Origin of the sequence: Solicola gregarius, assembly GCF_025790165.1 — a bacterium.
Taxonomy (GTDB): Bacteria; Actinomycetota; Actinomycetes; order Propionibacteriales; family Nocardioidaceae; genus Solicola; species Solicola gregarius.
In genome coordinates, this window is sequence record NZ_CP094970.1 from 2,859,367 (window position 1) to 2,878,794 (window position 19,428).

A 19,428-nucleotide genomic window follows, 5' to 3' on the forward strand; every position below is an offset into this window, starting at 1 on the left:
TAACAAATGTCGATTTGCTGGTGCGGCGGAGGGTGACTACTTCTGCCAGCCGATGTCCTCGGCGTGCGGCAGCATGAAGCCCGCGAGTCCGCCGTTGTTGCTGGCGCCGGCGTAGTTCGCCAGATCCTCCTTGGCGGCGTCCATCTTCGGGCCCGCGTACAGCGGGAACATCCCGACCAGGGCCAGCGACTTCTTCTCGGCCTCGTTCATGATCTCGACCGCCTTCGCCGGGTCCTTCTCGGCCGCGACGGCCTTCAGCCCCTTGTCGATCTCCGGCGAGCCGAGCCCCGAGTAGTTGCTCTCCGAGTCGCTGCACATGAGCTGGCAGGCCCACACCCAGCCGTACGGGTCGCTGCTCACCCAGCCCATCTTGATGACGTCGTAGTCGCCGTCGGTGAGCGCCTTGGAGAAGTCGGCGGCCGGCCGGTTGTCGATGTTCATCTTCAGGCCGATCTCCTTGGCCATCTGCTGCTGCGCACGCGCCGTCGCCTCGGCGACGGGGTCGTCGCCGAAGTTGACGTACGTGAACTCGGCGACCTGGCCGTCCTTCTCCCGGTACCCGTCGTCACCCTCGACCCAGCCGGCATCGTCGAGGATCTGCTTGGCCGCCTCGGGGTCGTACTCGCCGAGCTCGCCGAGGTTGTCCTCGTACCCCTCCTGCCACGGGAAGATGTTCGCCGAACCCGGAGGCTCCTCCTCCCAGTCGAGACCCTGGAAGGCGATCTCGATGAGCTGCTCGCGATCGGTACCGCGTACGAAGGCTTCGCGGGCGGCATCGTCCTTGAACAGAGCGCTGTCCTGGCCGAAGGAGTAGACGGCGGTGGCCTTGTCGTAGTTGCGCCGGATCACTGCACCATCGACGTCGCGGAGCTGCTCGAGGGCATCACCGCTGTTGATCTCGACATCGTCGATCTGGCCGTTCCGGAAGGCGTTGACCGCTGCTGTCGGCTCCATCTGGTTGTACGTGACGGTGTCGAGCTTCGGCTCCGGGCCCCACCACTTCGGGTTCGGCTTCAGGGTGAGAGTGTCCTTGGTCAGCTCGTCGACGATGTACGGCCCGGACAACAGATCGTTGTCCATGTTGTTGATCCAGCCGCTCTTGTAGTACTCCGGATCGCTGTTCTTCGGGTGCAGGAGCTGGGGGAACGCCAGCTGATAGGGGTACGAAGGTGTCTTCCAGGTCACGATGACCTCGTTGTCCTTCTCGCCCTTCTCCACGCTCTTGATCGTGTCGTAGCCGACCGTCGACGCGGGGTTGTAGCGGCTGTCGCCGCTGTTGGTGATCCAGGTGGTCTTGAACGAGCGCCAGTCGATCGGGGTGCCGTCGTTCCACTTCGCATCCGGGTTGACGGTGTACTTGATCGTCTGCGGATCGTCGCTGACCTGCTCCACCGACTCGAGGTAGTTCGGGTTGGGCGACGGGGTGCCCTTCTCGTCGTAGTCCCACAGCATCGGCTGCGTCCACATCATGATCTCGGCCGTCGCGACGCTGTTCCCGTCGACGTTCATGCCGTTGAAGTTCGGCCCGAGGTTGTCGATCGGCAGCGTCAGGGAGCCGCCGTCCTTGATGTTGTCCCGCGGCTGCGGGTTGTTGTACGCAACGCCCTGTTCCGGCATCGGAAGCGGGCTGGCGTTGACGGGTACGCCCGCCTGCGACAGTTCGTCGACCTTCTGCGTGTCGTCGTCATCTCCGCCACCGCAGGCCGCGACGGTCAGCAACGCAGCGGTGCTGGCCACCGCGAGCGTCTGCTTCAATCTCATAACCCCTCCTGGGATTGTCGAATTTCTACGCCGTACGCCGAAGCGTCGGCCTACGTCGGGAAGTGGCACGCGCGCAATTGGTCGACCACCCCCTCGCCGAGGAGTGCGGGATCGTCGGTCTCGCAGTGCTGGCGATCCTTCTCGGACAGATCTCGGTACACCGGGCACCGCGTACGGAACCTGCAGCCTTCGATGTGCCGCGTAGCGCTCGGCAGGTCACCGGTGAGCAGGGTGCGCTCGCGTTCCCGTTCGACCTTCGGGTCGGGGATGGGAACCGCCGACAGCAGTGCCGCGGTGTACGGATGCTGCGGCTGGGTGAAGACCCGCTCGATCTCGCCGAGCTCGACCACTCGGCCGAGGTACATCACCGCGACCCGGTCGGCGATGTGGCGAACCACCGACAGGTCATGCGCGACGAAGAGGTACGAGAGCCCGAGCTTGGCCTGCAGGTCTTCGAGCAGGTTCATCACGCCGGCCTGGATCGAGACGTCGAGCGCCGAGACCGGCTCGTCAAGCACGATCAGCTCCGGTTCGACGGCGAGCGCTCTTCCGATGCCGATGCGTTGGCGCTGTCCGCCGGAGAACTGCTCGGGGAACCGGTCGACATGGTCGGGGTTGAGACCGACCAGGTCCATCAACTCGCCGATGCGGTCGTTGATCCGCTTGCGGTTCCAGCCTTGCGCCCGCAGCGGCTCGGCGAGGATGTCGTACACCGTCATCCGCGGGTCGAGCGACGCCATCGGGTCCTGGAACACGATCTGCAGCTCGCCACGCAGCTTGTGTCGATCCGTTCGGCGCTTCATCGCGCCGACGTCGCTGCCCATCACGACGATGCGGCCGCTCTGGGGCGCCTTCAGCTGCATGATCTCCAGCAGCGTCGTCGACTTGCCGCACCCCGACTCGCCAACGAGAGCGAGCGTCTCGCCGCGCCTGATGTCGAACGTGACGCCGTCGACGGCGCGTACGGTGCCGGCCTTGCGGCGCAGCATGCCGCTGGTCAGGGCGAAATGCTTCTTCAGGTCCTCGACCTCGAGCACGCTCGGGCGCTCCGAACGCGGTGCGTCGCCGACGACCGACTCCGGGGCCTCCGGCACCGGGAACACGTCGGTCGGACTCAGCCCACGGGCGACGATCTCCCCGGCGCGTACGCACGCAACGACGTGGTCTTCGGGCTCCTGGTGGGCGAGCAGCGTGGGTTCTTCGGTGCGGCAACGATCCTCGGCCATCGGGCACCGCGGCGCGAACGGACACCCGGGTGGCAGATCGACGAGCGCCGGTGGGTTGCCCTCGATCGGTACGAGTCGCTCCGCCTTGCCCTGGTCGGGGCGGGGCACGGCACCCAGCAGCCCCATGGTGTAAGGCATCTGCGGTCGATAGAAGATGTCGTCGACGGTGCCGCGCTCGACCGGGCGACCGGCGTACATGATCATCACGTCGTCGGCCATGCCTGCGACGACGCCGAGGTCGTGCGTGATCATCACCACGGCGGCGCCGGTCTCGCGCTGGGCGGTCTTGAGCACGTCGAGGATCTGCGCCTGGATCGTCACGTCGAGTGCGGTCGTCGGCTCGTCGGCGATGATCACCTTCGGGTCGTTGGCCATCGCGATCGCAATCATCACCCGTTGGCGCATGCCGCCGGAGAACTCGTGCGGGTACGACTTCAGGCGCTCGGCGGGGCGCGGGATGCCGACCAGGTCGAGCAGCTCGATCGAGCGTTCGTGCACCTGAGCCCGGTTGAGATCCTGATGAACGTCGAGCGCCTCGGCGATCTGCTCACCGATGGTGAAGACGGGTGTCAATGCCGAGAGCGGGTCCTGGAAGATCATCGCGATGTCGCGACCGCGGATGTTCGACATCTCGGCGTCATTGAGGCCGACCAGCTCGCGGTCACCGAGCATGATCGAGCCACGGACTGCGGCCGAGGTGGGCAGAAGCCCCATGATGGCAAGGGATGTGACCGACTTACCCGATCCGGACTCCCCGGCGATCGCGAGCGTACGCCCCGGCTGCAGGTCGTATGAGACTCCGCGCACTGCCTGCACCTTGCCGGCCTCGCTGGCGAAGTCGACCTGGAGGTCACGCACGCTCAACACGGTGCCGTCGGGTGCACCGAACTTCGGTGCGGCACTAAGCGGTTCGGCGGTCATGCCTTACCTCCTGACTCCGACGACGGATCGAGCGCGTCTCGGAGCCCGTCGCCGATCATCGTCATCGCGAAGCACAGCGCGACCAGGAGACCTGCCGGAATCAGGAACATCCACGGCGCTGTCTCGAGCGTTTTCGACCCGCTGTCGATCAGCACGCCGAGCGAGGTGTCGGGTGGGTTGATGCCGAAGCCGACGAACGACAGCGCGGTCTCCAGCTCGACCGCGTACACGACACCGAGCACTGTATGTATGATCAGGATCGAGCCCAGGTTGGGGATCAGGTGACGGCGCAGGATGGTGAACGAGTCGACCCCCATGAACTTCGCGGCCGAGACGTACTCGCGTTCGCGCAGCGACAGGGCGACCGAGCGGATGACCCGGGCGTACCCGACCCAGCCGAGCAGCATCAGTGCAAGAGTCAGCCACAGCCAGCCGTTCGTGCCCGACGCGCTCGACGTCACGATCGCGATGACCAGGAACGCCGGGATGACCAGCAGCATGTCGAGGATCCAGGTGCCGACCTTCTCGATCCAGCCCCCGAAGTACGCGACCGCGGTTCCGACGAGCGCGGCGATGACCGTGATGCCGATCGAGGCGATGAAGCCGATCATCAGGGAGCGACCAAGACCGCGGATGCACAGCGCGTACAGGTCGCCGCCGGCGTTGTCGGTGCCGAACCAGTGCTCGCCCGACGGCGCCTCCTTGAGTGCCAGGAAGTCGAGCTCCTCGTAGTCGTACTTGGCGAACATCGGCCCGATCAGCGTGAACGCGACCAACAGCAGCAGCATGACGAGCCCGACTACTGCGGGCTTGTTGCGCATGTACCGACGTACGAGCAGGCGGCCCTTGGAGGTACGCCGGATCGCGACGCGCTCTTCGGCCTCGATGGTGGCAACGGTCGGTGTGGTCATCGCAGGCCCTCCTAACTGATCCGGATCCGTGGATCGAGCATGGCGATCGCGAGATCGGCGAGCAGCAGCCCGACGCAGGTGGCGACACCGCCGAGGAACGCGACCGCGACCGTGCCGTTGATGTCGTTCTTGCTCAACGTGTCGATGAAGTAGTAGCCGGCGCCGTTGATGGAGAAGATCTTCTCGACGAACACCGAGCCGGTGACGATCGTCGTGATGCTCAGCGCGACACCCATCGCCGTCGGGATCAGCGAGGTGCGCAGCGCGTGGCGGCGGATGGCGACGTTCTTGCGCAGGCCCTTCGCCCGCGCCGTACGCACGTAGTCGTCGTTGATCGTGTCGAGCAGATACGTCCGCTGGGTGAAGTGGTACGAGACGTAACCCGCGAGCGTCAGAGTGAGCGTCGGTAGTGCGATGTAGCGGAAGAAGTCGAGGAACCCGCCTTCGATCGGTCCGGTGACATACAACGGGTTCATGCCGGTCGACTCGTGGAACCGTAGGTACACGAGGGCGACCAGGAGCCCGATGACGAATGTGGGAGTGACGAGGAACAGCACGCTGATCGCGTTGGCTGTGCGGTCGAACAGGCTGTACTTGCGGATCGCGGTCGCGACGCCGACGGAGATGCCGATCACGATCGCGAGGATGGTCGCGATCGTCACCAGCTCGAGGCTGATCAACGCGCGATGCCAGAGCACCTCGTTGATCGGCTCACCTTGCGGACTCTTACCGAAGTCGAGGTGCAGGACGATTCCCTTGACCCACTCGCCGTAGCGCTCGATCAGGGGCGTCTGGTCGTTGATGTTCGCGTAGTCCAGGGACTTGTCGATCGAAGCGTCCGAGGGCTGCGGGCGCATGGCGAGGTAGTTCGAACGTGGGTCGAGGAACCACGACGCCAGGAAGTACGTCGCACTCGTCGCCACAAACAGCATGGCCACGTAGCTGACCAGGCGTCGTCCGATGAATTTCAGCACAGACCTATCCCCGATATGCCGCTTGAGGTTCGCGTCGGTGGGTCCGGCCCCTGTGGACGTCAACGGCCCTACGCGCGTACTACTGCAGCTTGGACGATAACGCGTGGTCGGGTTACGAAACTATCCGGCGCGAGTCACGATTTCACAACGGCCGTTGGGGAGTAGGCTCGCGCGTGTGTCCCGGATGCCCCCCGTTGAGCCCGCTGTGACTCAGATCACCGACTACGGAAACCGGTCGCGATGAGCGCCGCGACGGCGGTCGCACACGTTGTCGTCGACGAGCTCGTCCGCTTCGGCGTACGCGACGCCGTGGTGTCTCCCGGGTCGCGTTCCGCGCCGCTGGCGTACGCGTTGCACGAGGCCGACCGGGCCGGTCGGCTGCGGCTGCACGTACGTGTGGACGAGCGCAGCGCCGGCTTTCTCTCGGTCGGACTGGCGAAGGGCTCGCACCGCCCGGTCCCCGTCGTGACGACCTCCGGCACGGCGGTCGCGAACCTTCACCCCGCGGTGCTCGAGGCGGCGCACTCGCGCGTACCGCTGATCGTGGTGAGCGCCGACCGTCCCGCAGAGCTGCGGGACACCGGCGCGAACCAGACGACCGACCAGGTGAAGCTGTTCGGCGACGCAGTGGTGCGATATGCCGAGATCCCGGCGGCCGACGTCATTCCGGCGAGCTCGGCCGACTGGCGCTCGGTCGCCTCGCGTACGTTCGCCGCCGGCCGCTCGGGGCCGGTGCATCTCAACGTCTGCCTGCGCGAGCCGCTTGCCGCGCCGTCCGTCGAGGTGCCGCCGGGTCGGCCGGGCGACGTGCCCTGGACCGCGGCGTCGGCTCCGGCGCGACCCGAGCCCGTGGCGCTGGACGTCGGCCCGCGCACGGTCGTCGTCGCCGGCGACGATGCCGGGCCGCCGGCGCGGGTGCTCGCACAGGACGCCGGCTGGCCACTGTTCGCGGAGCCGACCTCGGGCTCGCGTACGGGGACACGCCCGATCGCCACATATCGGCTGCTGCTCGGCCGGTCGAGCCTCGCCGAGCGGATCGAGCGCGTCGTCGTGTACGGCCACCCCACATTGTCGCGGCCGGTGACCGGGCTTCTCGACCGCGCCGACGTCGAGGTGGTGGTGGTCGCGCCGCACGACGCACCGGTCGTACGCGGAGCGGCGCGGGTGGTCGAGGCGGTCGAGGCGCCGGAGCCCGCGGGCGACGGCTGGCTGGAGGAGTGGACCGCGGCCGACGCAGAGATACGCGCCCGGCTCGATGGGCTGCTGTCCGAGCTGCCCGGCCTCACCCCGTGGGCGGTGGCGCGGGCCGTCTCGCAAGCGGTGCCGCCGGAGGGGTTGCTGGTCGTGGGTTCGTCGAGTCCCGTCCGCGACCTCGACCTGATGGCGCGCGCGTACCCGGTCGGCGAGCGCCGGATGGTGATGGCGAACCGCGGCCTGGCCGGTATCGACGGCACGATCTCGACCGCGATCGGTGCGGCACTGGGGCGCAGGTCGTCGCGTTCGCTCGCGTACGTGGGCGACCTGACGTTCCTCCATGACAGCAACGGCCTGCTGCTCGGGCCCGACGAACCGCGTCCCGACCTGACCATCGTGGTGGCCAACGATGACGGCGGCAGCATCTTCGCGACCCTGGAGCAAGGGGCCGAGGAGTACGCCGACGCGTTCGAGCGGATCTTCGGCACGCCGACCGGTGTCGACCTCGGCGTGCTGTGCGCGTCGATGGGTGTCGCGCACCAGAAGGTCGACTCGAACGATGCGCTGGTCGACGCGCTGGCCCGCATACCCGACGGCATCGAGGTGGTGGAGGCGGTGATCGGCCGTGGTGACCGGCGGGTCCTCGACGGCCGGATCCGTGGGCTCGTGGACTAGCTCGTGGGATTACGCTCTAGTCGAGTACACCGCCCCGAGGAGGGCCCGATGGCCGACCGATTCGACTATGTGGTTGTTGGTGCAGGTAGTGCGGGAGCGGTCGTCGCCGCACGGCTGAGCGAGGACCCGGGCGTACGGGTGCTGCTGCTCGAGGCCGGTGGGGAGGACGACGCCGACGAGATCCGCGTCCCGGCGATGTTCACGACCCTGTTCAAGACCCGATGGGACTGGAACTACGCGACCGCCGAACAGAAGCAGCTCAACGCACGACGGGCGTACTGGCCGCGGATGAAGGCGCTCGGCGGCTGTTCGTCGATGAACGCGATGATCTACATCCGCGGAAACGCGGCCGACTACGACGAATGGCGGGACGGCTACGGCGCCGTCGGCTGGGGATACGACGACGTGCTGCCGTACTTCATCCGCGCCGAGGGCAATACCCGGCTCGGTCACCCGTTTCACGGCACCGAGGGCCCGTTGCACGTCGAGGACCGGCGCTACACTCACGAGCTGAGTCATGCCTGGGTCGACTCCGCCGTTGCCGCCGGCATGAAGGGCACCGACGACTTCAACGGAGCGAGCCAGGAAGGCGTCGGCCTGTACCAGGTGACCTGCAAGAACGGTTCCCGGTGGTCGGTCGCCGACGCCTACCTGCGACCGGCGCTCGACCGGCCGAACCTCGTCGTGCGTACCCAGGCCCGCGCCGCGGCGGTCGAGTTCGCGCGTACCCGCGCCGTCGGGGTGCGGTATCGCCACGAGGGCGAGGAACACGCGGCGTACGCCGACGCCGAGGTGATCCTCAGTGGCGGTTCGATCAACTCGCCGCAGCTGCTGATGCTGTCCGGCATCGGTCCGGGCGCGCACCTGCGCGAGCTCGGTATCGACGTGGTCGCGGACGTACCCGGCGTCGGGCAGAACCTCCACGACCACCCGGCAACCCCGCTGATCTGGCACACCAAGGACACAACGGACATCGTCGATTTCGCGAACGTCAGCGGGCTGCTCCAGGCCAAGCTGCGCGGCGCGGGTCCACTCACGTCGAACATCGGTGAGGCCGGTGCGTTCTTCCGCAGCCGACCGGATCTCGACGCGCCGGACCTGCAGGTGCACATGGCGCCGACGGGCTTCTACGACAACGGCCTGCACGAGCCGGTTTCGCGCAAGGTGACCGCCGCGTCCACGCTCGTCCGGGTCGCGAGCCGGGGGACGCTGCGACTCCGCTCGACCAACCCCGACTGGCATCCGGCGCTCGACCCGGCGTACTTCGACGACCCGGCTGACCTCGACGCGCAGGTCGCCGGCCTGCGTCGGCTGGTCGAGATCGCGACGCACGCGCCGTTCGCCGAATACCTTGCGCAGCCGTTCTTCCCGGCGACGTCCGAGCCGTCCGACGACGACCTGCGCGAGCTCGTACGCACGCAGACGCAGACGCTCTACCACCCGGTCGGCACCTGCGCGATGGGCTCAGGTGAGGATGCAGTCGTCGACCCGGAGCTGCGCGTCCGTGGTGTGGAGGGTCTCCGTGTCGTCGACGCGTCGGTGATGCCGGTCGTGCCGCGCGGCAACACGAATGCACCAACGATCATGATCGGCGAGCGGGCCGCCGACCTGTTGAAGGAGAGCTCATGACTTCGAGGTTCGAGTCCCTCGACCCGGCCACCGGCGATGTCGTCGGCACTCATCCGGTCGACGGGCAGGCCGAGGTCGATCGGGCCGTCGGCGCGGCGTTCGAGGCGGCGACGTGGTGGTCGGCGCTCGGCTTTCATGAGCGCCAGGAGCATCTCGACCGCTGGAAGGGCGTACTCGCGCGGCGCCTCGGCCAGCTCGCGGCGCTCATGCACGACGAGACGGGCAAGCCGTACGCCGACGCGCAGCTCGAGGCCGGGCTCGCCATTGACCACCTGGGCTGGGCGGCCAAGCATGCGCAGAAGGTACTCGGGCGTCGGCGCGTGTCGCCGGGCCTGCTGATGGCCAACCATGCGGCGTACGTGGAGTATCAGCCACTCGGGGTCGTCGGTGTCATCGGTCCGTGGAACTACCCGGCGTTCACGCCGATGGGGTCGATCGCGTACGCCCTGGCCGCAGGCAACGCCGTGGTGTTCAAGCCGAGCGAGTTCACGCCCGGAGTCGGGCGCTGGCTAGCCGACTCGTTCGCCGAGGCGGTGCCCGGCCACCCCGTGCTGCAGGTCGTCACCGGGTTCGGTGAGACCGGTGCCGCGCTGTGTCGCTCCGGTGTCAACAAGGTGGCGTTCACGGGCTCGACCGCTACCGGCAAGCGGGTCATGGCCGCCTGTGCGGAGAGTCTGACGCCGGTCGTGATCGAGGCCGGCGGCAAGGACGTCCTGGTCGTCGACGAGGACGCCGACCTCGATGCGGCTGCGGATGCCGCCGTGTGGGGGGCGATGTCGAACGCCGGACAGACCTGCACGGGCGTCGAGCGCGTGTACGTGCACGAACGGGTGCACGACGAGTTCGTCGCCGGCGTACTCGCGCGGGCGCGGGAGGTACGCGCGGAGCCGGGCGGCCAGATCGGTCCGATCACGATGCCGTCGCAGCTGGACGTCATCCGCGACCACATCGACGACGCGACGCAGCGAGGCGGGCAGGCGCTGCTCGGCGGTCCGGATGCCGTCGGCGAGGCGTACGTGCAGCCGACCGTGCTCGTCGACGTACCGGAGGACTCGCGCGCCGTGACGGACGAGACGTTCGGGCCGACGGTGACGATTGCCAAGGTCGCGTCGATGGACGAGGCGGTGAGCCGGGCGAACGCCTCGCGTTACGCCCTGGGCGCGACGGTGTTCTCGCGGCGCCGCGGGGTCGAACTGGCGCGACGGATTAGGTCGGGGATGGCGTCGGTGAACTCCGTGATCTCGTTCGCGGCGATCCCCTCGCTGCCGTTCGGCGGCGTCGGAGACTCGGGCTTCGGACGCATCCACGGGCCGGACGGCCTCCGCGAGTTCGCGAACCCCAAGTCCGTTGCCGTGCAGCGGTTCAAGGCCCCGCTGACGCTGACGACGTTCACGCGTACCGCCAAGGACGACTCGCTGTTCGCCCAGCTGATCACGATGCTGCACGGGCGTACGCCCACCCTCCCCAAACGCTGAGGGCAGAGTTCTGGCCGCGCCGCCCCCGTGAGCCGCACGTTCCGGCCCCAAAATCGGCGAGAACGGGGCTGAAAGGTGAGGCCCACGGGGGCTGTCGCCTGCCTCGGTGGGTCAGATATCGGCGGTCTCGGGCTCGTCGGTGCCGGCTCGACCGCGGATCGGCAGTGTGTCGAACGCCTTCGGCGGATCCCGCCACAGCTCCGGTGCCTCACCGCGGCGTGCGGACTCGATCGCGCGCCATACCCGGTCGGGCGAGCACGGCATGTCGATATGGCGTACGCCGAGGTGGCTGACCGCGTCGACGACGGCGTTCTGCACGGCCGGGGTGGATCCGACGGATGCCGATTCGCCGATGCCCTTGGCGCCGAGCGGATTCATCGGCGTCGGCGTCTCGGTGTTCGACACCTCGAGCGGAGGGACGTCCGCCGCGGTCGGCAGCGCATAGTCGGCGAACGTCGACGTCAGCGGCGTGCCGTCCTCGTCGTACACGAACTCCTCCCAGAGCGCCTGCGCGACACCCTGCGCGGCGCCGCCGTGCTGCTGGCCCTGGACGAGCAGCGGATTGAGCACCCGGCCGCAGTCGTCGACGGCGATATGGCGAACCGGCGTGACCTGCCCAGTCTCGGTGTCGACCTCCACGACCGAGACGTGTGCCCCGAACGGGAATGTCGCGCCGTCGGGGGCGAAGTCGTAGCCGGACCGCAGCGGCGTCTGGTGCTCGGCGGCGTACGTCGCGACCTCCGCCCAGCGCAGCGATACGTTGGGCACGCCGGCGATGGTGAACGCGCCGTCGTCGTCCAGCTGCACGTCTGCGGACGACGCCTCGAGCATCGAGGCGGCGATGCCACGGGCCTGTTCGAGCACCGCGTCGGCCGCGCCGAGCACCGCGTTGCCGCCGAGCTGCAAGGATCGTGAGCCGCCCGTACCGCTGCCGCGCGGCACTCGGGCGGTGTCTGACTGGACGTACGCGACCGACTCGATCGGAATGCCCAGCCGCTCGGCGACGAGCATCGAGAACGCCGTCGCGTGCCCCTGGCCGTGCGCCGACGTACCCGCCATCGCCGTCACCGTCGCATCGGGATGTACCTCGACGAAGCCGTACTCGCCCGAGCCGCCGCCGGTGACCTCCGCGTAGAGCGCAATGCCGACGCCGAGCTGACGCACGTCGCCGTCGGTGCGGCGGCGCTGTTGCTCCGTGAGCAGCTCGTCGTATCCCGCGATGCGCAGCGCCTCGCGAAGCGGCAGATCGTAGTCGCCGTTGTCGTACGTCGCTCCGGTACGCGTCGTGTACGGGAACGCGTCGGGCGGGATCACGTTGCGGCGGCGCAGCTCGACCGGGTCGATGCCGAGCTCGTCGGCGGCGATGTCGATGATCCGCTCCAGCAGGGCGGCCGACTCGGGACGCCCCGCGCCGCGGAACGCGCCGACCGGTGTGGTGTTGGTCATCGCCGCGATCGCGGAGTAGCTGATCGCCGGGATCTCGTAGACGCCTTGTGCCATGGTACGAGTCGGCCCGAGCGCCAGTGCGCCACCGAAGCCGGCGTACGCGCCGCAGTCGCCGACGACGCGCCAGCGCATGCCGGTGAACGTGCCGTCGCGCCGGAGTCCGAGCTCGGCGTACTGCACCTGGTCGCGGCCGTGCATCGAGAGCATCGCCTCGCTGCGCGTCTCGGTCCATTTCACGGGACGGCCGAGGCGACGCGCGGCGGCGATCACGGTGACGTGCTCGGCGATCACGGCGGGCTTGCCGCCGAACGCGCCGCCGACATGCGGGGCGACCACGCGTACGGCATCGGGGTCGAGACCGAACGTCTTCGCGATCATCGACCGGCTCAGATGCGGCATCTGGGTCGACACGTGCACCGTCAGCCGCTCGTCGCCCGGCTCGACGAGAACCGCGTTGCCCTCGATGGGGGCGACCGCGACCCGCTGGTTCTCGACCCGCGCGCGCACGACGTGGTCGGCGTCGGCCAGCACATCGACGGCGGGATCGTCTTGCACACCGGCGGCGATATTGCTGCCGAGCTCCTCGAACTGCAGCGGAGAGCCGTCGGCCACCGCCGACTCCGGGTCGGTGACGACCGGGAGCGGCTCGAGGTCGGCGTCGACGAGCTCCAGCGCGTCGGCGGCCGCGGCCACTGACTCTGCCACGACGAGGGCGATGGTGTCGCCGACGAAGCGAACGCGGTCGGTTGCGAGCGGGGCTCGGCTGCACGCCTCGTTGACCGGCGAGAAGCCGGCGAAGGGCGCCAGGTCGAGGTCGGCGGCGGTGTAGACCGCGACGACGCCCGGCAGCTCGCGCGCCTCGGCGGTGTCGATGGAGGCGATCCGTGCATGGGCGTACGTCGAGCGGACGAACGCCGCATGCAGGACGCCGGCCGGTTGGCCGTTGTCTACGAAGGTCGCGCGGCCGCGTACGAGATCGGGATCCTCGACACGCCGCACTGATGTTCCAAGAATCGATCCGGGCACGTGAGTGACCTTACGACCCCCCGCCAACCGCGAGGACGTCAGTGCTGCCGCGTGGAGACGTCAGTCGTGCCGGCCGGTCACCGCGACCGAGACACCCAGGCCGATCATCGAGAACCCTCCGACGGCCTGCACTGCCTCACTCCGCCGCGGAGACCGTGCGAACCACTCGCGTACGCCGCTCGCGACGACCGCCCAGACGCTGTCGCTCATCAACGCGACCACGGCCGCGAGCAGGCCGAGCAGCAGCATCTGCAGTGGTACGTGGCCCGACGACCGATCGACGAACTGGGGGAGTACGGACGCGAAGATGATGAACCCCTTCGGGTTCGCGACCGCGACCAGGAACCCTTCGCGCAGCGAGCGCCATGTGCTCTGGGTTTCGGCGAACTGGTGCTCAGCGGTCAGCGCCGAGACGGCGGACCGCTTGCGAATTGCGCGGATGCCGAGCCAGACGAGGTATGCGGCGCCCGCGTACTTGACGATCGTGAACACGGTGATCGACTCGGCGACCAGCTGGCCGAGGCCGAGGGCAACCAGGATGGCGAGGGCGAACATGCCGAATGCGTTGCCAACCACCGAGGCCAGCGCGGTGCGCCGGCCGTACGCGAGCGCACGACCGACGACGAACATCACGCTCGGCCCGGGGATCGCGATCAGGATGAATGCCGCGATGCCGAATGCCAGGAACTGGTCGACTGCCATCTGTCGATGATCGCATGGCGGCGTCGACCCGAGCCATGCGTTATCGGCTCACGGGCGCGATGCTCACGGTCAGGCGATCGCCGGGAGCACGTGCAGTGTGATCATCGGCGCAAGGTCGTCGTGCTCGTCGGCTCGGCCGGGATCGAGCCAGCGGATCTCCGCGATCTCGCGCGCCGCCCTCGGCTCGGGATGGTCGACCTCGGCCGCGAACACGGTCGACTCGAGCCGCGTATCGGGCTCGTTCGCCGCCGGCGCGTGCCAATGGCCGAGGGGAACAAGGGCCGCGGGGTCGATGGAGATGCCCACCTCCTCGGCGGTTTCGCGTACGACCGCCTCCGCGGGCGTCTCGCCGGGCTCGAGCTTGCCGCCCGGCAACATGAACCGGTCGGTGCCTCGCTTGCGGACCGTGAGGAGCCGGCCGCTCGCGTCGCGGATGCAGATCGCCGCCACGATGATCAGATCGGCCACCTGTCAGAATCCTTCGCCCTCGGAGCGCACGAGCACATCGTACGCAGCCGTGAGTACCCCGATCGCGAGCGTACGAGCGGCGAGAACCCCAGGGCGGGCACGTGCCGCGACGAGAACCCCAGGGCGGGCACGTGTCGCGACGAGAACCCCAGGGCGGGCACGTGCCGCGGCGAGAACCCCGGGGTGAGGAGGATCGGGATCCACGTTCGAGCGTGCACTGAACGAGAAGGTCAGCGGCGCAGACCCGAGATGTGGTCCGAGACTGCGAAGTCGCCACGAGTGGAGTCGCGACGAGTCGCAGTGTCGGATCACATCTCGTAGATCGGCCAGCAAACCGCGCAAGTGCAATTGGTGCGGGAGCGACGGGTCGGCGGTGCGGGAGTGACGGGTCGGCGGTGCAGCACGACGACTCTGCGGTGCGGGAGTGACGGCTGGGCGGTGCGGGTGTGACGACTCGGCGGTCAGCGGGCAGCATAGGGGCCGACGGACGTTATCCGTACGGCAGCGGCGCCGATCGAGTCCGACTCCGCCAGGTCGACGATCGCGCCGATACCCCAGTCGCGGTGCCCTTCGGGGTCGTCGAAGGTCTGGCGTACATCCCAGTGCCCCGCAGACTCGGCGATGGTGAGCAGCGCCGGGCCTCGCGCGTCCGGGCCAGTGCCGACGCGGTCGTACTCCTCGAAGTACTCGGCCATCGCGTCGGCCCACGCGTCGGCATCCCAGCCCGCATCGGCATCGAGGTCCCCGAGCTCGTCGTAGCGTCGTAGCGCCGCCAGCTCGATACGTCGGAACATCGCATTGCGTACGAGCACCCGGAACGCGCGCTTGTTGCCGGTGACCGCTGCCGGCTCGTCGTCGACCATCTCGGGGCGCACCTCGACCCCCGACTCGCCGGCGGCGAGCTTCTCCCACTCGTCGAGCAGGCTGGAGTCGGTCTGGCGTACGAGTTCGCCCAGCCACTCGGTGATGTCGCTCAGCTCCTCGGTGCGTACGGAGTCGGGAACCGTGTGGAGCAGGGCCTTGTACGCATCGGAGAGGTAGCGCAGCACCATGCCTTCGGAGCGCGCGAGCCGGTAGAACGCGACGTACTCACCGAACGTCATCGCGCGCTCGAACATGTCTCGCGCCACCGTCTTCGGCCGTAGCTCGTGATCGGCGATCCACGGGTGCCCCGTGCGGTAGTGCTCGTACGCCACCTCGAGCAGGTCGCGCAGGGGCTGCGGATGTTCGACGTCCTCGAGCAGTTCCATGCGCTCCTCGTACTCGATGCCCTCGGACTTCATCTCCGCGACCGCCTCGCCGCGCGCCATCGACCGCTGCGCCGAGATGACGGGTCGGGGGTTCTCGAGCGTCGACTCGATCACCGACAGCACGTCGAGCGCGTACGTGGGGCTCTCGGAGTCGAGCACATCGAGAGCCGCGACCGCGAACGTCGACAGCGGCTGGTTGAGCGCGAAGTTCTCTTGCAGGTCGACGGTCAGGCGTACGCGACGGCCGTCGGCGTCCGGCTCGTCGAGGCGTTCGACGACGCCGCCGGCCACGAGCGCGCGGTAGATGCCGATCGCCTCTCGGATGAGACGGTTCTGCGTGCGGCGATCCTCATCGTTGTCGCGCAGGAGGTGATGCATCGCCTCGAACGCATCGCCCGGTCGTGCGACGACGTTGAGCAACATCGAGTGGCTGACCCGCATCCGCGAGACCAACGGCTCGGGTTGCGATCCGACGAGGCGCTCGAAGGTGCCCTCGCCCCAGGAGACGAACCCCTGCGGTGGCTTCTTGCGCACGACCTTGCGACGCTTCTTCGGGTCGTCGCCGGCCTTCGCGAGCGACTTGTGGTTCTCGACCTCGTGCTCGGGCGCCTGTACGACAACCGTGCCGACCGTGTCGTACCCGGCTCTGCCCGCCCGGCCGGCGATCTGCTGGAACTCACGTACGTTGAGCTGTCGCTGTCGGATCCCGTCGTACTTGGAGAGGCCGCTGAACACGACCGTGCGGATGGGCACGTTGATGCCGACGCCGAGGGTGTCGGTGCCGCACACCACCTTCAGCAGACCCGCCTGCGTGAGGGTCTCGACCAGCCGGCGATAGCGGGGAAGCATTCCCGCGTGGTGCACGCCGATGCCCATACGTACAAGGCGAGAGAGCGTCTTGCCGAAGCCTGAGCGGAACTTGAAGTCGCCGATCTTGGTGGCGATCGCGTCCTTCTCCTCACGCGTGCAAACGCGGATGCTGCTCAGCGCCTGCGCGCGCCTCGAGCGCCGCCGCCTGGGTGAAGTGCACGACGTACGCGGGCGCCTGATGTGTCTCGAGCAGCTCCTCGAGGGTCTCGTGCATCGGCGTGACCACGTACTCGAAGTTCAACGGCACCGGACGCTCGGCGGAGGAGACCGTGGACGTGGCTCGCCCGGTACGCCGGCGGAGGTCGCGCTCGAAGCGGGTGGTGTCGCCGAGGGTTGCCGACATCAGCAGGAACTGTGCCCGCGGCATCTCGATCAGCGGCACCTGCCATGCCCAGCCGCGGTCGGGCTCCGCGTAGAAGTGGAACTCGTCCATGACGACGAGCCCGAGGTCGGAGGCGGCGCCTTCACGGAGAGCCCTGTTGGCAAGGACCTCCGCGGTCGCGGTCAGGATCGGCGCGTCGGGGTTGACCGAGGCGTCACCCGTCAGCATGCCGACGTTGTCGGCACCGAACATCTCGCACAGGGCGAAGAACTTCTCGGACACGAGCGCCTTGATCGGTGCCGTGTAGATGCTTCGGCGGCCCTCGGCGAGTGCCGCGAACTGCGCGCCGGCAGCGACCAGGCTCTTGCCCGACCCGGTCGGGGTCGCCAGGATCACGTTCGAGCCGGAGACCATCTCGATCAGCGCCTCGTCCTGCGCGGCGTACAGCTCGATGCCCTGATCGCCCGCCCACGTGCCGAACGCCTCGTACAGTGCGTCGGCATCGGCAGAGTCGGGCAGATGGTCGATGAGGCGCATGGTGCCGCAATGGTGACACGCGTCCCATTCGGCCCACGCGTCGCGTACGAACAGGGCTCGACGTGTACGCTTTACCTCGACTGGGCACGCATTCGGCGAGCCCTCGGTCGTCTGCTTGAGCGCCCGACCTACGCGGCGCCCCTACCTTTCTCGAGTCTCTTGCGATCGGTCCTGCAACCGCGGCCACCTGAGCCCAAGGACTTCCCTTGACTTTGCAACACAGCACCATGCCCATTTCCGAGTCCGGATCGCCCGGATTCGCCGACCTCGGCGTACGCGACGAGATCGTCTCCGCGCTGACGGCGCAAGGCATCGAGTCCGCGTTCCCGATCCAGGCCGCGACCCTTCCGGACTCCCTCGCCGGACGTGACGTCCTGGGCCGCGGGCGTACCGGGAGTGGCAAGACCATCGCCTTCGCGATACCGACCCTGAGCACGCTCGCCGGATCGGGACGTCGCCGCCGTCCTGGCACGCCCCGGGCGCTGGTGCTCGTCCCCACCCGCGAGCTCGCGGCACAGGTTGCGGCGGCCGTCGTACCACTCGCGACGAGCCTCGGGCTTCGGTCGATGACCGTGTACGGCGGTGTCAGCCAGGGCCCGCAGGTCTCCAAGCTCAAGGCGGGCGTCGATGTCTGCATCGCGACGCCGGGCCGGCTTGAGGACCTCATCGGCCAGGGTCACTGCCGACTCTCCGAGGTCGAGGTGACCGTGCTCGACGAGGCGGACCACATGGCCGACCTCGGCTTCCTCCCCGCCGTCAAGCGCCTTCTCGACCAGACACCGCGGTCGGCGCAGCGGCTGCTGTTCTCCGCGACCCTCGACAACGGCATCCAGACACTGGTCAAGCGGTACCTGACGAACCCGGTGACCCATTCGGTCGACAGCGAGACGTCGCACGTACCCGAGATGGAGCACCACGCGTTCGTCGTCGACCGCAACCACAAGTCGGAGGTCGTCCGCAAGCTGGTTGCCGGTCGTGGCCGGACGCTCGCGTTCACGCGTACCAAACACGGCGCCCGCGCCCTTGCCCGCAAGCTGACGGCGGCCGGCATCCCGGCCGTCGACCTGCACGGAAACCTCAGCCAGGGTGCGCGTCAGCGCAACCTCGAGGCGTTCGGGTCGGGGACCGCGCGGGTACTCGTTGCCACCGATATCGCCGCTCGCGGCATCCATGTCGATGACGTGTCGCTCGTCGTCCACGTCGATCCGCCCAGTGAGCACAAGGCCTATCTGCACCGCTCCGGGCGTACGGCACGCGCCGGCGCCAAGGGCCGTGTCGTCACGGTCGTCACGCACGACCAGCGTCGCGACGTACGCCAGCTGATGCGGCGGGCCTCCATCGACCCGGTCGTCGTCTCCGTCGTACCCGACTCGGCCGACATCGTCGAGCTCACCGGTCCCCCGGCCGACCAGGTCGATCCGGCGACGGTGGCAGTGCGGGTGCCGTCGGGTTCCAACGGCGGTGGGCGTAACCGCAACCGCGGCAACCGACGTCGCAGGTCGAGCCAGCGCAGCGGTTCACGGCGCGGCTAATACCGCCTGCGTCTGTGTCACCTGTGCGACGAGCCGTGTCGATCACGATGCCGAGCCGGCGGGCGTACGGCATCGCGTCGACGAGTCCTGCAACCTCAGACATGACTCCTCCTGTCTACCGCAGCGAAACCGAGCCGAGAAGCCCAGGGTGAACAGGACTCGAGAAGGCCAACAAAGGTGCACAGGGTACGAAGGCCACCGAAGGAAACCTGAGATGTGGATCGAAAGTGCGCTACCGCGGCGAGCAACCGCAAGCTCGCGCGCACTTTCGTTTCACATCTCGTAGAGATGGTCGCTGTTCCGCGGTACAGGCGTTGGTTGACGCTCGCTTGTGAGTGACCCTCTCTACGAGATGCGGGCCGACAGTGCACCCGAGCCGACCACGCGACCGTTGTCACTACGGCACTCTCGGCCCACATCTCGGGTCCCCTCGGTGCCCTTCTTACTCAGTGCACCTACGCTTCGCTTCTCGAGCATTGTTCAACCGGGGCTGCTCGCCGCTTGCCACG

13 protein-coding genes and 1 pseudogene are annotated in these 19,428 nt (G+C 68.3%); 4 read left to right on the plus strand and 10 right to left on the minus strand.

All coding sequences use genetic code 11. The features are described from left to right. Positions 1–36 precede the first annotated feature (36 nt). The 4 genes from L0C25_RS14055 to L0C25_RS14070 are packed head-to-tail and all read right to left on the minus strand — an operon-like array spanning position 37 to position 5,793. Complete coding sequence (locus L0C25_RS14055; protein WP_271632290.1) at positions 37–1,761, minus strand: ABC transporter family substrate-binding protein; 1,725 nt, start codon at positions 1,759–1,761, stop codon at positions 37–39. Positions 1,762–1,811: 50 nt separating this feature from the next. Beyond that, positions 1,812–3,908 carry an ABC transporter ATP-binding protein gene (locus L0C25_RS14060; protein WP_271632291.1) on the minus strand — a complete coding sequence of 699 codons (2,097 nt, stop codon included), beginning with the start codon at positions 3,906–3,908 and terminating at the stop codon, positions 1,812–1,814. Beyond that, complete coding sequence (locus L0C25_RS14065; RefSeq protein ID WP_271632293.1) at positions 3,905–4,819, minus strand: ABC transporter permease; 915 nt, start codon at positions 4,817–4,819, stop codon at positions 3,905–3,907. The genes L0C25_RS14060 and L0C25_RS14065 overlap by 4 nt, the downstream gene beginning before the upstream one ends. Before the next feature lie 11 nt (positions 4,820–4,830). Next, on the minus strand, positions 4,831–5,793 hold the full coding sequence (locus tag L0C25_RS14070) for an ABC transporter permease (protein ID WP_271632295.1): 963 nt from the start codon (positions 5,791–5,793) through the stop codon (positions 4,831–4,833). Between the two features lie 240 nt (positions 5,794–6,033). Between L0C25_RS14070 and menD the strand changes: the two genes are divergently transcribed. From menD to L0C25_RS14085, 3 genes are read left to right on the plus strand one after another with little or no spacing between them, the layout of a single operon-like run. Next, positions 6,034–7,662 (plus strand): 2-succinyl-5-enolpyruvyl-6-hydroxy-3-cyclohexene-1-carboxylic-acid synthase, encoded by a 1,629-nt coding sequence (gene menD, locus L0C25_RS14075; protein WP_271632296.1) that lies wholly within the window; start codon positions 6,034–6,036, stop codon positions 7,660–7,662. Positions 7,663–7,710: 48 nt separating this feature from the next. Beyond that, on the plus strand, positions 7,711–9,291 hold the full coding sequence (locus L0C25_RS14080) for a GMC family oxidoreductase (RefSeq protein WP_271632297.1): 1,581 nt from the start codon (positions 7,711–7,713) through the stop codon (positions 9,289–9,291). Further along, the gene (locus L0C25_RS14085; protein WP_271632298.1) at positions 9,288–10,766 is read left to right on the plus strand and encodes an aldehyde dehydrogenase family protein; all 1,479 of its coding nucleotides are present in this window, start codon (positions 9,288–9,290) and stop codon (positions 10,764–10,766) included. The genes L0C25_RS14080 and L0C25_RS14085 overlap by 4 nt, the downstream gene beginning before the upstream one ends. A gap of 111 nt (positions 10,767–10,877) precedes the next feature. Here L0C25_RS14085 and L0C25_RS14090 read toward each other — a convergent pair whose 3' ends face one another. The 5 genes from L0C25_RS14090 to L0C25_RS24005 all read right to left on the minus strand — a co-directional run bounded on the left by L0C25_RS14090 (position 10,878) and on the right by L0C25_RS24005 (position 17,387). Then, a complete protein-coding gene (locus L0C25_RS14090; RefSeq protein WP_271632299.1) occupies positions 10,878–13,211 on the minus strand; it encodes a xanthine dehydrogenase family protein molybdopterin-binding subunit in 2,334 nt (777 codons plus the stop codon). An 87-nt stretch (positions 13,212–13,298) separates the two neighbouring features. Beyond that, a complete protein-coding gene (locus L0C25_RS14095; RefSeq protein ID WP_271632300.1) occupies positions 13,299–13,940 on the minus strand; it encodes a LysE family translocator in 642 nt (213 codons plus the stop codon). A 69-nt stretch (positions 13,941–14,009) separates the two neighbouring features. Then, entirely contained in the window at positions 14,010–14,408 is a 399-nt protein-coding gene (locus L0C25_RS14100; RefSeq protein ID WP_271632301.1) for an NUDIX hydrolase, read from the minus strand. Between the two features lie 461 nt (positions 14,409–14,869). After that, on the minus strand, positions 14,870–16,534 hold the full coding sequence (locus L0C25_RS14105) for a DUF3516 domain-containing protein (protein ID WP_333908539.1): 1,665 nt from the start codon (positions 16,532–16,534) through the stop codon (positions 14,870–14,872). A gap of 82 nt (positions 16,535–16,616) precedes the next feature. Further along, positions 16,617–17,387 (minus strand): DEAD/DEAH box helicase, encoded by a 771-nt coding sequence (locus L0C25_RS24005; RefSeq protein ID WP_333908540.1) that lies wholly within the window; start codon positions 17,385–17,387, stop codon positions 16,617–16,619. Positions 17,388–17,593: 206 nt separating this feature from the next. Between L0C25_RS24005 and L0C25_RS14110 the strand changes: the two genes are divergently transcribed. Further along, positions 17,594–18,919: a DEAD/DEAH box helicase gene (locus L0C25_RS14110; RefSeq protein WP_271632302.1), complete on the plus strand. Its 1,326-nt coding sequence runs from the start codon at positions 17,594–17,596 to the stop codon at positions 18,917–18,919. On the opposite strand, the pseudogene L0C25_RS24240 reads toward L0C25_RS14110, so the two are convergent. Continuing rightward, a pseudogene (locus L0C25_RS24240) lies at positions 18,885–19,022 on the minus strand (hypothetical protein); the annotation flags it as partial. The gene L0C25_RS14110 and the pseudogene L0C25_RS24240 overlap by 35 nt on opposite strands. Positions 19,023–19,428: the final 406 nt, after the last annotated feature.